Annotated in this window: 17 protein-coding genes; 6 read left to right on the forward strand and 11 right to left on the reverse strand. The window is 31.3% G+C overall.

The annotated features are described in order from the left end of the window. Positions 1 to 3 precede the first annotated feature (3 nt). Genes BM143_RS03540 through BM143_RS03565 form a run of 6 tightly spaced genes read left to right on the forward strand, consistent with a single transcriptional unit; the run spans position 4 to position 4,224 of the window. Positions 4 to 537: a hypothetical protein gene (locus tag BM143_RS03540; RefSeq protein WP_090023036.1), complete on the forward strand. Its 534-nt coding sequence runs from the start codon at positions 4 to 6 to the stop codon at positions 535 to 537. Next, positions 534 to 1,595 (forward strand): hypothetical protein, encoded by a 1,062-nt coding sequence (locus tag BM143_RS03545; RefSeq protein WP_228430684.1) that lies wholly within the window; start codon positions 534 to 536, stop codon positions 1,593 to 1,595. Before BM143_RS03540 ends, BM143_RS03545 begins: the two co-directional genes overlap by 4 nt. 32 nt (positions 1,596 to 1,627) lie before the next feature. Beyond that, a complete protein-coding gene (locus BM143_RS03550) occupies positions 1,628 to 2,590 on the forward strand; it encodes an AbiTii domain-containing protein (RefSeq protein ID WP_090023038.1) in 963 nt (320 codons plus the stop codon). Between the two features lie 16 nt (positions 2,591 to 2,606). After that, complete coding sequence (locus tag BM143_RS03555; RefSeq protein WP_090023040.1) at positions 2,607 to 3,284, forward strand: AbiTii domain-containing protein; 678 nt, start codon at positions 2,607 to 2,609, stop codon at positions 3,282 to 3,284. 9 nt (positions 3,285 to 3,293) lie between these two features. Beyond that, the gene (locus tag BM143_RS03560) at positions 3,294 to 3,653 is read left to right on the forward strand and encodes a hypothetical protein (protein ID WP_090023042.1); all 360 of its coding nucleotides are present in this window, start codon (positions 3,294 to 3,296) and stop codon (positions 3,651 to 3,653) included. A gap of 1 nt (position 3,654) precedes the next feature. Continuing rightward, complete coding sequence (locus BM143_RS03565) at positions 3,655 to 4,224, forward strand: YkgJ family cysteine cluster protein (RefSeq protein WP_090023044.1); 570 nt, start codon at positions 3,655 to 3,657, stop codon at positions 4,222 to 4,224. A gap of 608 nt (positions 4,225 to 4,832) precedes the next feature. On the opposite strand, the gene BM143_RS03570 is transcribed toward BM143_RS03565, so the two are convergent. The 11 genes from BM143_RS03570 to BM143_RS03620 form a co-directional block, all read right to left on the reverse strand. Next, positions 4,833 to 5,900 carry a nucleotide-binding protein gene (locus tag BM143_RS03570; RefSeq protein ID WP_090023046.1) on the reverse strand — a complete coding sequence of 356 codons (1,068 nt, stop codon included), beginning with the start codon at positions 5,898 to 5,900 and terminating at the stop codon, positions 4,833 to 4,835. Positions 5,901 to 6,002: 102 nt separating this feature from the next. Continuing rightward, on the reverse strand, positions 6,003 to 6,506 hold the full coding sequence (locus tag BM143_RS03575; RefSeq protein ID WP_090023048.1) for a hypothetical protein: 504 nt from the start codon (positions 6,504 to 6,506) through the stop codon (positions 6,003 to 6,005). Continuing rightward, the gene (locus BM143_RS03580; RefSeq protein ID WP_090023050.1) at positions 6,503 to 7,453 is read right to left on the reverse strand and encodes a hypothetical protein; all 951 of its coding nucleotides are present in this window, start codon (positions 7,451 to 7,453) and stop codon (positions 6,503 to 6,505) included. Before BM143_RS03580 ends, BM143_RS03575 begins: the two co-directional genes overlap by 4 nt. A gap of 90 nt (positions 7,454 to 7,543) precedes the next feature. Then, entirely contained in the window at positions 7,544 to 9,058 is a 1,515-nt protein-coding gene (locus BM143_RS03585) for a hypothetical protein (protein WP_090023053.1), read from the reverse strand. A gap of 18 nt (positions 9,059 to 9,076) precedes the next feature. Then, positions 9,077 to 9,439 (reverse strand): helix-turn-helix domain-containing protein, encoded by a 363-nt coding sequence (locus BM143_RS03590; protein WP_167375236.1) that lies wholly within the window; start codon positions 9,437 to 9,439, stop codon positions 9,077 to 9,079. A gap of 202 nt (positions 9,440 to 9,641) precedes the next feature. Further along, complete coding sequence (locus BM143_RS03595) at positions 9,642 to 10,709, reverse strand: hypothetical protein (protein ID WP_090023057.1); 1,068 nt, start codon at positions 10,707 to 10,709, stop codon at positions 9,642 to 9,644. Beyond that, positions 10,706 to 11,932 carry a tyrosine-type recombinase/integrase gene (locus BM143_RS03600; protein WP_090023059.1) on the reverse strand — a complete coding sequence of 409 codons (1,227 nt, stop codon included), beginning with the start codon at positions 11,930 to 11,932 and terminating at the stop codon, positions 10,706 to 10,708. Before BM143_RS03600 ends, BM143_RS03595 begins: the two co-directional genes overlap by 4 nt. Next, positions 11,925 to 12,476, reverse strand: a complete 552-nt coding sequence (locus tag BM143_RS03605; protein WP_090023061.1) for a helix-turn-helix domain-containing protein — start codon at positions 12,474 to 12,476, stop codon at positions 11,925 to 11,927. The genes BM143_RS03600 and BM143_RS03605 overlap by 8 nt, the downstream gene beginning before the upstream one ends. Before the next feature lie 267 nt (positions 12,477 to 12,743). After that, positions 12,744 to 14,129, reverse strand: coding sequence for a tRNA uridine-5-carboxymethylaminomethyl(34) synthesis GTPase MnmE (gene mnmE / locus BM143_RS03610; protein ID WP_090023063.1), 1,386 nt, complete (start codon positions 14,127 to 14,129; stop codon positions 12,744 to 12,746). A gap of 344 nt (positions 14,130 to 14,473) precedes the next feature. Continuing rightward, complete coding sequence (locus BM143_RS03615) at positions 14,474 to 15,052, reverse strand: NAD(P)H-dependent oxidoreductase (RefSeq protein ID WP_090023065.1); 579 nt, start codon at positions 15,050 to 15,052, stop codon at positions 14,474 to 14,476. Continuing rightward, on the reverse strand, positions 15,049 to 16,071 hold the full coding sequence (locus tag BM143_RS03620) for a saccharopine dehydrogenase family protein (protein ID WP_090023067.1): 1,023 nt from the start codon (positions 16,069 to 16,071) through the stop codon (positions 15,049 to 15,051). The genes BM143_RS03615 and BM143_RS03620 overlap by 4 nt, the downstream gene beginning before the upstream one ends. Between the last annotated feature and the right edge of the window lie 275 nt (positions 16,072 to 16,346).

A 16,346-nucleotide genomic window follows, 5' to 3' on the forward strand; every position in this document is an offset into this window, starting at 1 on the left:
ATTATGAAAAAATTAAGTATAATAATTACATTTTTTACAGTTCTAATAGGGTGTGAAAAAGCTACTACAAAAAAAACAGACAATAATAACATTGATTACTATGAGCGTTGTCGCTTACTGGTTTTACAAGAAAATAATCCTAATCAAGATTATGAATTTAGTAAAATGGGTAAAGAGATCGACCAGCAAGTAATCAAATATCTAGGAAGTGTTTACACTTCTAAGAAAGACACATTAAAAATACTTAGCAACATTAACTATACAGGGTTATACGAAGATGCAAAACGAGGGAGCGGAAGTGTATATATCTACAATAACAATAAACTAGTAGGGTTTTACTATGTGGGGTCTGCTTTGGCAGTTCCTAATAAAATAGAAAATAATAAAGATTTAATATTTGATTATAAAAATGATGTTTGTAATCAAACTACAAAAGTTAGCCTAAATGATAGTATTCCTAAAAGAATATTTATTCAATGTACTAAGGATGGAGGGGATTTGTATAATTTTAAAACAACAAATAATACAACAAATTGAAAAAAAACATTTTAATAATACTTTTTTTTAATTCTTTTTTTCTGTTCAATGCTCAGGAAAATAAATTTTATTCTGATGCATACCAAACATTAGATAATATGCTTACTGATAAACAACAGTATAGTTTTAAAGAAGGTGTTTATAGTGTCGAAAATGCTTATTATCAAGGAAAATACGACACAATACAATTAAATAACAAAATTAAATTTCTAAAACATTTTTGTAATCTTTTATTAAATAATAGAAAACTTAGTTATTCTGAAAAGGACGAAACCAAAGTAAATAAATATGCTGCTATTTATACAGTATTATGTCAGGCGACCCCTGTAATTGTAGGTCAAGATACTTTGAGATATAAACCCTTTACTTATGATTTTGAAGATGTATTCGGGCATAAAGAACTATCTAATCTTTTTGTGTCAAAATTATTAGAAACTCAAAAAGGTAACTGTAACTCAATGCCATATCTCTATAAGATTTTAGCAGAAGAAATGGGAGTTGATGCTAATTTAGCACTTGCTCCAAATCATGTTTATATTAAGCATAACATTAAATCTCTCGGCTGGTACAATACAGAGCTTACCAGTGGGATTTTCCCGATTGATGCGTGGCTGTCAGCATCGGGATATATTCATTTGGATGCCATTAAAAATGGGGTATTTATGAAAGCTCTAAACAATAAGGAAAGTCTTGCACTCCTATTAGTAGATTTGGCTAACGCTTACAATAGGAGTTTTCCCGATAATGACGGAAGCTTTTCTTTGAAATGTGCAAAGAAAGCAATCCAGATACACCCCTATTTAGCTAATGCTCTGATATTACAGGCCGAAACCCATACAAAGCAGTTTAAAAAACTGATGAAAGAACAAAATACAAAAGATATTCATACTACATTATCCAATCCAAAAGCTAAGGAACTATTTGATCTGATGAATAAAGAATATACCCACATTCATAAAATAGGCTATCGCAGTATGCCTGAAGAAATGTATTTAGATTGGTTGGTTTCTTTGAAGACAGAGAGGGCAAAGTATGAAGATAAGAGGTTGCAGAAATAATTCGGTTTGAAATTTTAAATATTAAAGTAATAATGAAAACGACATTTCCATTGCAGGAAGTAATTGAAGATATTGTCAATGCAGAAAAATCCCTATCTTCTGCATTGATGAAGCTTTCATATTTCGGACGACTAATCAATAATGATGAGCTTATAAATTATACAAGCAAAGAATTAAACGGGTATAATGTGAATGAAGAAGTTCCTGAATATAGAAAATCAATAGGAAAACTCAGGATAGAAATGCAAGCTTATACCCATACACATCATGGAGTTTTACCTGTTTCGATGTTGGAAGAGCCCTTTAAAAGTATATATAAATATGTAAAAGTAAGAGAAGGAATTTCTTCAATTGAACAGCTTGGAAAGGAAGCAACTTTAGATGGAGACTCTAATAAAGAGATTGGAGTTGCTTTTCCAATGGAAATGTTGAGAATTTTACAAACACCCGCAAGAAAACTATACCAATCTGATGTTAGGATTGATGTAGTCGGAGCTACATTATGCACAAGTAAAAATATAATCGTAGAAATTCCAAATGCCATTAGAACAAAGCTTTTGGATTTTGTAATGAGTATTGCAAAAGAATTCGGATATTACATTGAAATAGAAACATTTAATAAAAACCCAGAAATTAATAATCAAACAATAAATAATTATATGAGTACAACAATTAACAACAACGGAGACGGTAATTTAATTAATACAGGTAATCACAATAAAATTGAAAATAACGTTCAAATCAATAAAGGCGATTTAAAGAGCCTTCAAGAAGAATTGAGAAATCAAGGGATAGATGAGATTGATATTCAGGAAATTTCTACGATTGTTTCTGAGGAAACGCCAGATTTAGAAAATAACAGACTTGGAACGAGAGCAAATAGTTGGATAACAAATATTATGAATAAATCTCTAAACGGCATTGGTAAGATTAGTACTGGAATTACTGTTAATTTATTAGCAACTTTAGTAAAAGGATATTTTGGTATTGTTTAATCTTTAAGAGCATTTGATGAATTTAATTAGCCAAATTGTAAACGAATTAATTGATGATAAAAGTTCCTTAAATGGAGCTTTATTAAAAACAAAGGTATTAGCAAGCAGAATAGGAAATCAACAGCTTTTGAAATGGACTAATGCTGAGCTTTCGGGTTATAATAATTTAGATGATTTGCCTGAGTATAGGAAGAATATTTGGAATGCATTAAAAGGAAATGTATTAAATGGAAATATGAAATATACAGATTATGAAATACCTACAATGAATCTTGATAACGAATTTGAGGAGTCTCTTAGAAATACAAATTTCCCTGATAGTATTAGCGCTTTAGAAAGTCTATTACAATTAGATGGGGGTGGGCATTTAGGAACTCCACTTAGACGTGAAATAGTGCATATGCTAGAAGAAAATTGGAAAGCAATGGGTAATCCGTATTTAAGTATAATATCTTGTAATAAGATAATTTCTCAGTCAAGTATTGTTGCAATTATTTCAAGTGTGAGAAGCAAGCTTCTTGACTTCATGCTTGCCATAGAAACAGAATTTGGAGAAAGTGTTGAAATAAAGGATTTGAAGTCCAAAAATGATGAAATTACAAGTATTATGCACCAAACCATAATTAATAATAATGGCGATGGAAACTCTATAAATACAGGCAATAATAATTCATCATCAAATCACCAAAAATAATTAAAATAAATGAAAGCTCAATCTAATGAAACTGTTATAATACATTTTAATATTATAGAATCTATAAAAGCTAATGTTTCTCCTGAGATAATCTCTTATTGGAATGATTTTGAAAGAAATACATTGCTTGATAATATTTTTAATACTTTTTATAAGTATATACCTGTTGTTGGTGATAAACTCGATTTATCATTTTTTTATAATGGGTATAGGGATATAGTAAAAGATTTTAAAACACATTCATTTTTGGTGACAACAAGAACATTACTATTAGATAATGACTCTCCAGAGTTAGAAGATGAAAATTATACCAATTCTATAAATGCGACGTGGATAATTGATTTAAAACCCATATACGAAAAACATTGATATGAAAGAAAACCAATTCATAACACTTAAAAAGAAAACTGATTTTGCAGTAAACCAAATAAATAACTGTTGCAATGTTGGATGCTCTTTTTGTTGTTATCAATTAATTGAGGTATTTGATTTTGAAAAACAAGCAATAAAAAACGCAGTTAATAAGCTAAGCGACGAAATGAAGGCAATTATAAAGCTGAATTTAGAAAGTTGGTTTAATTTTTTCAACCAAAATACTCCTGAAAATAAAGTATTAGATGAAAAAGATACCATTGTAAGATTAATGGAATTAGACTTATCAAATAAGCATCAATGTCCTTTATTAGTAGATAATTTATGTGCTATATATAGTAATAGACCTCTTGCTTGTAGGGTTCATGTCGTGGAGTCAAAGCCAGAACTTTGTGACAAAGACCCTTATAGAGCTTCTTCAAGAGATAGCCACAATATTAGAAGCGAAATATTTGCAGATATAAAAATGAAAAAAAAATACTCTCTTATATTTCTTCCATACATTATAACCGAAGTAATCCAAATTCATAGTAAATTAAAACCAATAAAGAAAATGCCAGTTAGATAATTTATATAAATTTTGAGTGAATTTATAAATATATTAAGCGTAAATAAAAAAAACTGGCTCAAATTAAGCCTGTTTTTTTTATCATATTGACAGCTTTACATAGCAGTGGAACATTATCTTATCTAATTGAAATAGTGTTTATTGCATTTGATTTAAACATATCGAAAATCATACTGAATTCCACATCATGGCAAATCTATAACTAACATGGTTAAGTTAAGTACACTAAAAACTACCTTAAAAACACTACATGACACTTTAGTAGAACCGTAATATTAATCAATTGAGATTCTCGGCACATTACCGAAATTGTTGTAAAATACCAATTCAATTTGTTCAGTTACAACTGGAATATTTTCTTCTGTAGTGACTATACAGTCGTGAACGCTAAAAACAGGAATTTTTCTCTTATGACTTTTAATGATTGGTTTAGCTATTTAGTCAATCATAAGACTGCCTCCTAAATCAAAAGCGATTATCAATTTATAGCATTATTTTTCCTTATGGTTAATCAAATTTTACCAATATATTTTCATGCTAAGAATAAATATTCAATTAATATTGATTACTAAATATTTTTAAATGCTAAAAAAGCAAAATAGGCTATCTTAATTCATTTCTGCTATCACTCGTGCGAACTCTTCATTAAACTGGTCGGAATTAGGCAAACTATCAAATACTAATATTAAATCAACTTTTTTATTTTCTGTTATATATTCGTGATTGACACGCTCATAAACCATATTTGGAAACATTATTAACTTATCTATAATTGACTTACTCCAACCTTTCATATATCTAGGTATATTTATCATCTGTGAAGGTGGTGTAACCGAAATAAGTTCAATTTCCCAATTCAATAATCTCTTGCAAGCATTTGTTAATTTATCAATTGTAGATTTTATTGCTAATATTTTTGCTTGATCATCTTTTATTTGATATGCTTTTCCTAATTCTACTCCAAAAAGTTGTTGGAAAACGTCTAAAAATTTCGTAATATCAATTAGCCTGTCTTTCACAAAAATAATATACTCTGCACTATTTAATGATCTTGTTGACTCATAGACAAAACCATTTTCAATATCTTCAAACCTTGAGGTAACTTCTATCATTCTATCTTTTACTAACTCTGCTGTCAAATAATATTGCCAAAACTCTTTCTTTTCTAGAGCTATTTTCTTTATTGCTAAGTTCTCATCTTGAAGATCATTTAGATTATCAAATACAAATTCCTTTAATTTTGGTGAAATACTTGTAATGAATGGTGCCAGCGCTGCTTGTAAATTTCCATCAGGTCTTTCTGAGTCATATTTCCCATATGTAATGCCTAATAGATCGGTTGGTAGATGGAAGTTATCAGCATTTCGTGGAGCCACAAAGAACACCCTTTCTTTGCCTAATCTACCTAGAAATAATCCTAGTTCAAAAATAACATTATCCCTAACTACGTTATGTCTAGAGTCCCTCATTATGGCAATATCTTCAGGCTTGAAAACGAAAATAGCATAATCTGTATTATCAACTGCTTTTATTAAACTATCAAGTGCAGAGGAATTTAGCTCAAATATTCCTTGTGACCAAACAGTAGGAGTAGATTGATGCTCTAAAAGAACCTGTAAATTATTAGCTATTTCCAGCGATTCAACAGATGAACCTATAAAAATTTTTGGTTTCATTTAATTAGTTTTCACAAATATAACAAAAAAGTCTTCTTCTCTATTTTGTTGAATTATAAGCATTAGAAAATAGTCTACTTTAAATAATCCTTCAAAAATCTTTTATTCTTCAGTATTATTGTTTCTTTGCAGAACTAAGATTTTACTCAATATAATTAAACATCTCCACACAGTAAAAATAGTAATCATTACACCAAACGCATTGTAATAAAAGAAATAAGGTCTATAATTTTCTGGAACGAATAATTTAATAAAGAATCCTATGCTTGCAATTGTAATTATTTCCTTAATACAGTTCTTTAAATGCTTTACTGTTTCATAATAAAAATCCGATGCAAAAAAACGTCCAAAAGCTGATTCCTCAATATTTCCAGACCTTGATGCAGAATTATCTTTAAATGTTATTAATACAGTCAATATTGTTAAAATAAATCCAGCTAAGGTTAAAGCAATATTTGTTAAATCACCTGTTAAACTATAAGTATCTGCTACCTTTGGTAGTTTAATCCAATTATTTCCAATAGCATAAAAAACAAATAATGTTACAATTATAGAAATACAAAAATCCCAAAAGACAGGTCGAGTGAAATATTTATCTAATATCATAAATCTTGTATAAAATCATCTAAATCATTTTTTATTAATTCATACCATTTCGTTGAAGAAATTCTCTGACTTAGGTCAACATTAAGAACTATTTCTTTTTTACCACTAAGTAAATTAAAAACTTCTTCCATCCCATCTTTGTCTTCGTATTCAAACCTAAAATCTTTAAATGTATCTATGTCAATTTTGCTGCCTTTAATCTTAGTTAATAAATCTTTAACCATACTATTAGCTTTTGTATTTACTGCTTTACTTTTAAACTTGCTTCCAGGCGATTGAAAGTAAGCTTCAATTCTTAAAAATCTTGGCTCCATCATATTACTTAAACTTCTCATCCCTGAAAAATATTGATTATGAACGTCATTTGTTAATCTATTTAAATCTTTAGGATCAACTTTAATCGTAAAATTCAATACATTTTTCATTTTTGACAATACCTCTTCAATTGGTGCATCTAAGAATGAATCAACTTTAGTAGCCTTACTAGATCTTAGTTCTCTATGAGCTATATTTCTAAAATAATACTCTATGTCGGAAATTCTTGGTCCCTCATGATGATATTCACAACATATAATTACAGGGTCTCTACTGTAATCAATGAAAAAATTAGTTTGTTCGGCAACACTTCCCATATCTGTTATGGGAACCAACTTAAATTCTTCATGTGGTTTTATCAAAGGATTTTTATTCCTCAAGAGAGCCATTGAGCATCGTAATCTTCTTTCTCTAGCAAGTATTACCGCCCTATCCATGAATATTTCTCTTCGTTTATTAGGTCTAGCATGATGCCTATCTATCAAATAACCTTGCTTTTCATTAAATAATTTATTTGATATAAATGTTACTATATCAAATACAATATCCTTACTAGTTTTATTTACTCCATTTAGTGGGGTAAATTTTAATGAAAAAAATTGGTATCTTATTTCGGTTAAATTTTCATCCATGATTTTTAGTTAATAGGCAAATATACATTTAATTCAAAAATACAAATTACGGCTAACCGTAAATTACTTAGTAAAAATAGTTTGGAATATTTAATACCATTCTGGATGTAATTCCACTTTCTTTTTATAGTCAATCTGATAATCAAATTTCTTCCATCTTTCTTCTTCTATCTTCGGCATTAAACCTGTATATTCAAAGACGTATTTATGCATCAAATCCTCTAAAACATGAGCGTAACTTTCTATTGTAGACAAAGAGTCATGAATCGAAAATAACGGCATTTCTGGATACTCTTTGGCTATTTTCTTTGATACAAAATCAATTATACATTCTGATTCAATATTTTGCAACAGTTTAGAAAAATTAGCATTAGCATTCTTCTTAAACAGCTCTATTACTGTAACCAAATTTGGGAAAACTTTTTTAAAAGTTTTGTAATCTGAGTTTCTAGTATTTACACCACTAAAAAATAAAGTGAAAATGACTCCTTTCATCAAAGCTCTAACATTATCCATTTTTTTCTTTTCAGTTACCTTTTTCCTAGCGATATATTTATTTGCAAAATAAGAGCCTAAACGTTTCTTAGGATTCATTATACTTTCCATATTCTCATAAATTTCACCATTGAGAACCCAAGTTTTAAAAACCTCATACTCTTTCTGGAAATCCTCTGTAGAAAGGACTTCACGGAGTTTCTGCAACATAAAGGTATTATAAACCTTTTTACTATATATTTTACTTAATATATTATCTATTCTACTATTACTATTTAAAATAGAATCTATTAAAAATATCAAGAAAAACGGTTGCGAATTTTTTAGATCATACCCTACAAGTTCTTGACCCTCATACGTTACAAAGGGTTTAAATATTTTCTTCAAGTTTGTTAAAACCGTATGTAAACGAAAATCACTTTCCTCATTTCGGGTAGCATAAAAAGCCTTGTGATGCAGAGTTGATATTTGATGATTCCAATGAACTTTCTTATGGGTTAGATCAACAACCTCACCTTCATGATATGATAAATCCTCTATATAGGTTACAGCCTTTTCAAAGTCTACCTCCAAACCATCATTAAACCACTTTAAAAGGTGCTTGTTTTCTTCATAAACGTCAGATTCCTGAATTGATCTTGCAACTATCACTTTACTAGATTCTAAAGCTTTCATTTCAACTATTTCAGAGGTGGAGTCCAATTTTAAGGATGGTAAAACAAAATCTGCAAAGCAATATTTATTTGAAGAGAGTCCATGCACGTAATTTTCAGCCTTGAAAATAACTTCTTGCTCAATAAGCCAATCTATATACTCATTATAATCGGATTTAATCCCCCTTAGAATCGTTGCATTAAGCGCTACAGGAATATTTTCAAGGGCTTTATTTTCATATGTATTTTGGCGCTTTATTATCGTTGTAATGATATAATAGAAAAACTCAGCTTTTAACCTGTAGGTAAAAGTCGGATTATAGGCTTTTATAAGCGCATCAATATAATCTTTGATTACAGATGGGATCAAAGCTAAATTTGCAATTGTAATTCTTTGTTTTTCGTTTCTAGTTAGCTTTCTTGCTGTTTTATTATTAGATAATGGTTTTTTTGTCATGATCTTAGATTTTTTAAATTATACAAATTGTTGGGTCTCAAAATTTTCATTTACCTCAGCTTTCATCATTGAAAGAGTCTTGTATTGCTGTCCAGACATAATCTCTTTCATTAAATCCCTTCTCAATACAAGAAATTTATTTGCAAATTCAGGTTTGTACGCAGGAATCAATCCAGAATTAATTTTCTCTCTGACCACCCTCTCATTCATTCCAAGAAGTTCTGCAACCTCTTTTGTTGTCAAAACTTCTTTTGTATGTGCGATACGACTAACAATATCTAATCTTGTTACATAAGCAGAAAATAGTTTGGTTACTATTTTTTGCACCAATTTTTCGATTATAAAACCGAAATTTTCGTTATGGCTGGATTTCGCCGTCATGATTTGATTTATCATGAAACGATTACATCAAGAACTTGGCGAGTATGCCAAAAACGAAAAAACTCCCACCTTAAAGTAAGAGTTTTAAATATTTGATTTTCAATTTATTAAATTTTAAAATAAAATTTAATTTGATAAATCAGGTCACATTTCATTGGAAAAACTGAAAAAAAATTAAAAATTTTTCAAAGGTGGAGCGAAATTAAGCAACAATCATTTTCAGAAAATTAAAGACACTTCTAATATCATCTATCATTTTAAAATTTGTTGACTTCTTTTTCTTTTTAAGTTCTTCCCTTGAAATTTCAGAACCATTTTCCAGAATAAAGTAATCAGATAAAATTTTCCAATGCTCATCTTCCGAGTCCTGTACAATTGTATCTTCTTCCATAATCTTATAAAATGTTGCTAAAGCAGTAATATCTTTTAACCAGATTATTTTAGATAATTCTCTTCTTTTATTATTAAAGAGGTCATCAATCTGTTCAAAAGTAGTTATTTCAGAAACAAATCCTCTACCTACTAGAGTTTGCTTAATTGAATCTATAATTTGTACCCTAGCTTCCATATCTTTTAAATTTCTATAGTTTTTTCTTGGTGCAAGTTTAAAAGATTGAACTTCTTTTTTAGACGGATAGACAAGCTTTTTTAAAGCGTCAAAATTTTCTGTCGTAAGGTAATCGACAAAATTGGAATAAAAATCTCTAAATACCTCCAAATAAACCTCCTTAATGGCAATCCCATATTTTGCGAAAACATTTTTTTCTTTTCTAATCGCATCATCTAAATCATAATAATCATTGAAAAGTAATTCAGTAAGCTTATTTATGTATAGGTGTTTATTTTTTGATAAAATGTATTCATGTCTAAGTAATGTTTGGGATTTAATTTTTTCCTTTAGTAAGGCATTATATAATGGTTCAAAAAAAGAAACTATTGTTATTTCTCCATTTTCATTTTCAACTTTCATTCTTCCCTCAACCTTGTATTCAAACTCATATTCCTTGACATTAATAAAGTAATGATAGGCAATAAGATAAAAATAATCACCTCTGGTAAAAATCTTTTCAAACATATCAAACCTTTCTATTTTCTTTTCATCAATATTTAAACCTTTCGTCCGTAACCTTTCTTTATCCCAAAAGAAATACCTAAAGTTTGAAAATGGATATACACCAAATTCTACTTCATCTTTATTCCCTTCTTCAAAATGTTGAAATAGCGGAGAGAAATCAAAATCATTATCTAAAACAGGTAAAAATTCTATCATATTCCTAAAACTATATTATTAATTGTACTAGCCTTACGTTTATCAACTATTTTTGCATAAATCTCAGTTGTTGAAACATTTTTATGCCCAAGCATTTTTGAAATAAGATAAATATCAGCTCCTGCTTCTAATTGTGCAACTGCATAAGAAGTTCTAAAATTGTGAAAGGTAACTTTCTTTTCAATTTCAGCTTTTGATAACCATTTCCTTAAATTATCATTAAGTGAATGATATGCAATTCTATCGAATACAAAATCTGTTCTAAATTTTCTATCTCCCATTAGCTTTACAGCTTCTTCCGAGATAGGATGATACTGAAAAGCTGAGGTTTTCTTCATCCTGAAATATATATAATTAATCCCCTCTCTTTCAACAACATCACACCACTGTAAATTATTAATATCACTATGCCTCAAGCCTGTTAAAAAGGCAAAAATGCAATATTTCTTTAAGACTTCATCAGAAAAATCAGTAGTAAATAGTTTTCTGCATTCATTTAATGTTAAGAAGTTTTTCATGGGTTCTTCTTCTTCAATCCATTCTATACGTCCCTTAAAACTTTTAGAAAGATAATTTTCTTCATAAGCCATTTCTAAAACCTGCATAAATCTGATAAAGTAGCTTGCAGCTGAATTTCTACTAATTTTATGTGTTGTACTTCTTAACTGATAAGCATTAAGTAATTTGGATTTAAAATCTTCAATTAGAGCTTTGTTTATATCTTGAAACAGAATATTTCCATAAATCTTAACAAAGTGTCCGTAACAACCACTCCACGCTCCTTCGGAACTGGTTGCATTCTGGGCTTTTTCCTTAAAATATTCTGTAAAGATTTTACCTCTATTTTCTGCCAACTCCAAAGCCCTCAACTCTGTTTCGGTATAAATGTCTGGATTGATGACTTCTTTAAATCTTTTAGCTCTATACAATTCAACCATTTCATTAGTTTCCCTGTTATGCTGTTTTTGAGCGGGTGTTAAGATTAATTTCTTAGGATTACCATTTTTGTCTTTAACAGTTTCAACTCTTGATTGCTTCTTGCCATGCGCATCTGTATAAGAAACTATCTCACTCTGAAACTCATTGTATAAGAAATAGCTAGTTTTCTCATAACGGGTCTTTTTTCCAGTCTTCCTGTTAAAAACAGGAGGATAAAAATTTAGTGAAAGATTACTCTTATTTCCTTTCACAAGTTTTTTTAATACTGTTACTTTTTTACTCATTATTGAAGATTGTATTTACTAAGTTTTTGGGAACATATACATTTTTACCTTTAGGGATTTTCGGAATATTATGTTTTTTACACAAATAATAGAAAGAGCCCGAACTCACATTAAATGCGTCCAAGGCTTCATTAATCGTGTAATAATTATCATCGCAGAAGTATGGCAAATTATATTGTTTTTCTTCGTTATTTTCGCCTTTTTTCCTAAATAGTACATCCAAGTCAACTTTCCTAATTCTTACCGATTTAAAGCCTTCTAATTTGCTTAATCTACCATCTTTTAACATTCGATAAATTGATGTTCTGCTAATATTCAATAAAAGCATAACTTCTTTGATGGATAGATACTCCTTTTTTTGGATTTCTTCAATGTCATAACCTTTAATCTGTACTACTAAATCCTTATTACTCGCTTGAATCTTTTCATCACGCTTTCTCTTTTTGTAAAATTTCTTAGCACAGTCATCAGAACAACATTTTGTTGTAGTCTTTTTAGCTACAAATCTATTTCCGCAGAATTGACAAATTTTATTGACTTCCATAACAACTAAATTCTCCCTAAAAATGTTTCACATTGTTTCTCCATGTTTCCCAATGTTTCAAAATGTAACGTTTTTTAACGATAAAATTACAAATTTTATTCCAAATCAAATTCATAGAAACGAAATAGAAACAAATAGAATGTATATATTCTGCAATATTAAATTTTGAAACAAAACAAAATGCAAATAAAAAACCCTTTAAACATTACATTTAAAGGGTTTTTCGTATTATTGTAATTGCAATCTATATACAATCTAAAACGTCGTCTATTTTCCGATACAAAACTTAGAAAAAATATTCCCCAACACCTCATCATTCGTCACTTCACCGGATATTTCACCAAGATGCTCTAAGGCGTTTCTCAGTTCATAGGCCAATAATTCTGTAGAGATCTGGAAGGAAATAGCTTCTTTCACTTTATGGGTCGCATCCAGAGATTTGCGAAGGGCCTCAAAATGTCTTTGATTCGTGATGACTACGTTATTTTCCTGGGATTTTAATTGCTCAACGTAAGAAGACAATTCATTTTTCAGATCCTGAATATTTTGGTTTTCAACTGCTGAGATTCTGATAAAATCAAAGTCCTGGCTGATGGCATTCCTGAAAATATCTTCTACTGCTTCGTATTTTGGAGGCAGGACTTCATCTATTTTTGTGGCACAGATGATCAGTTTCAGATCGTCTCTCTGTAAAGATCTGATCATTTCAATATCTTCGGAATAGTCTTCGGTAGCCGCATCTGCAAGGTAGACCAGAATATTCGCGTTTTCCACTTTTTCTTTGGCTTTCTTTACCCCGATGGCTTCGATTTCATCTACGGTTTCACGAAGTCCGGCCGTATCGATAAGACGGAATGCATGACCTTTAATATGCAGAATTTCTTCAATCGTATCTCTTGTGGTTCCGGCAATATTACTCACAATGGCTCTCTCCTCTTTCAATAGAGAGTTGAGCAAAGTCGATTTTCCGGCATTCGGTTTTCCGATAATGGCTACCGCGGTTCCGTTTTTAATGGCATTTCCGTATTGGAAACTTTCAATCAGAGAATCTAGTTTAACCTCAATTTTATCTAAGAGCCCGTTCAGCGCTGAGCGGTCTGCAAATTCTACATCTTCTTCAGCAAAATCCAGTTCAAGTTCGATCAGGGAAACAAAATTCAGAAGATCAGTCCTTAATATCGATATTTCATTGGTAATTCCCCCTTTCAATTGGTTGATGGCGACTTTTCGGGACGCTTCATTTTCAGACGCAATGACATCAGCAATAGCTTCCGCCTGCGAAAGATCAATTCTTCCGTTGATGAATGCACGAAGGGTAAATTCACCGGCTTTCGCCATTCTTGCCCCATTTTTGATCAGGGTTTCCAGAATACGTTTTCCGATATGCGGCGAGCCGTGAAAAGCAATTTCCACAGAATTTTCTGTCGTAAAACTTTTCGGAGCCAGGAAAATAGAAAGCATTACTTCATCAATCGCTTCCTCCCCATCCATAAAATAACCGTAATGAATGGTATGAGACTGCTGCTTTTCCAGTTTCTTGCCCGGAAAACTTTTCTGAACCACCGGTAAAGCATCGTTCCCTGAAACTCTGATAATGCCTAAAGCTCCTACTCCATTGGCCGTAGCCAGTGCGCAAATCGTATCGTTATTCATGGGGCAAATTTACGATTTTTCAGGCTAATTTGTGATGGCATCTTTTATACAGATTGTCTATGGCTGTGATCGCGCTTGTGGGATTTATATCAATCTATTGTTGGTAATCGCAAAGGCGCAAGGTTTTTATTTAATTTGCATCCTGTTTTTAAGACGCAAAGATTTTATCGGAGATAAAATTTAATTCTATTACCATTATTAAAGCCATCTCAGATTAGTGACCATTTGTGCAAAACATTCGTGATATTCGTGTTTAAAATCTGCTTAATCAGCAAGATCTGCGCGAAACCAAACTCGCATTTTAAATGAGATTGCTTCGTCACTTCGGTCCTCGCAATGACGGTTTATTTAAGCCGTCTCCCTAATTCCTTCACTTTTTGAAGCCATTGCTCCCGTTTCACTTCAGTAGAGTTCCTTACAATTCCAATATAAGTCACTTTCACAGGTTTCACCCCACAGAATTCCAGCGTCGATTTTTTCAGCTGATTCACACTCGGTTTTCCATAAAACAGCCAATAATACCATCCCGGCTGATCCAGCGTCGTCATAATATGCGCTGTTTTCCCTTTCAAAAGCTTATCCCACCAAACCGAATTTTCCCTGTACTGATAGGAAATGCCTGGAAGGAAAAGCCGGTCCAGAAAACCTTTCATCAGTGCAGGCAATCCGCCCCACCAAACGGGATGAATCCATACCAGATGATCTGCCCATTGGATCATTTCCCAGGCTTTCAAAAGATCCGGTTCCAACTCCATTCTTTTCTGGTATCCAAAATGAAGAATGGGATCAAAATTTAATTCAGCTATCGTGATCTCTTTCACTTCTGCTCCAGCCTTTAAAGCTCCTTCTTTGTAAGCTTTTGCCATTCCAAAATTGAAGGAATCTTTATTGGGATGTCCGTTGATAATAACTATTTTTTTCATGATCCAGATTGTATGTTGATGGTTTCGTAGGCCTTTAATTTCTCCAATAATGACAGTGGCTGATGCAACTGATGACTGAAGTAAATCTTATTTTCGTGGAAATTTCTCAGCAGCTCTTCTGTGTGCAGTACGGCAGAAAAAGCCGTTAATTCCGCCTGTCCTTTTGTACTTTGCAGGCTTAATTTTTTATTATCGCTCGATGTTTTTACCATAATCTCAAATACAGACTGATCGCCATTTCCACTCGATCCGAAAATCATTTTTCTTTCCTTTAATGACAGAATATTGAAAAGTTTTATTTTTTGAAATGCTCCTAAAAGCCATGTTATCAACTTTGAATTATAAGTCATTTTTACACTGACAGAGGGAATTTTCTCAATCTGATTCAAAATATACAGATCCGGTACATCGAAATTATACGCTTCCCTTTTTCCAATTCCAAAAGAGAAATCAAATTTTTCAGCATCTAAAAAGTGTTTGATGGGAACGCGGCGGTTGTTCTTATACCGGATAAAAGGTTTAGCCACGTTTTCAGCCATAAAGTGTGCAGAACTTTCTCCCGCAAGATCCTTCACCGAATAATAGACAAAAAGTTTCACTTCCTGAATATCTGCAGTCTCTGAAAGCGTTTTTACCAAACCATTGACAATACCTCCCATCCATCCGGAACTGAATACAATCCTGCTTTTGATTGTACTTTCTTTAGCCACATCATAAGCTTTAACCAGATCGGGAGTAGGTTTTGTAATGTCTAAATAATCAATTCCGTTGGCAATGGCAAACTTGAGAATGTTATCCGACTGATCATTCACCGAGAGAATAATCAGACTTATTCTTTTATCGGAAATCACCTGAAAAGTACGGGGATCAGTCACATCAATCTTAAGATCATTCTCTGTTTTCCCACCTTTTCTTCCACCCACGAAAACAGATACCTGTGGATTTCTCGATTTCAAAATGCGGATAATGGTTTTACCTACCAGACCATTTCCTCCAATAACCAGAATATTGTGCTCCATCTATTTTTTTTACAAAATTATAAAGCTGCTTCATCCTGGTGTAGGACAAATGTCTAAAAACGGAAAGCCATGAATTATTTCAGACATCGGGTTTTCAACTGAGATTATGAATGTCAATGGTGAATTTTGCTTCGCAAGTGAATGGTGAATTTTTGAATGGAGATTTCAGACGTCAGATATCAGACACAAGACATCAGACGATTATTTATTAGCTTAACTACCAACCAGCAACTAAAAACCAGCAACCTAAAATACCCTGAAACTCATAACTCATA

The organism is Chryseobacterium oleae (assembly GCF_900115055.1).
Classification (GTDB): Bacteria; Bacteroidota; Bacteroidia; order Flavobacteriales; family Weeksellaceae; genus Chryseobacterium; species Chryseobacterium oleae.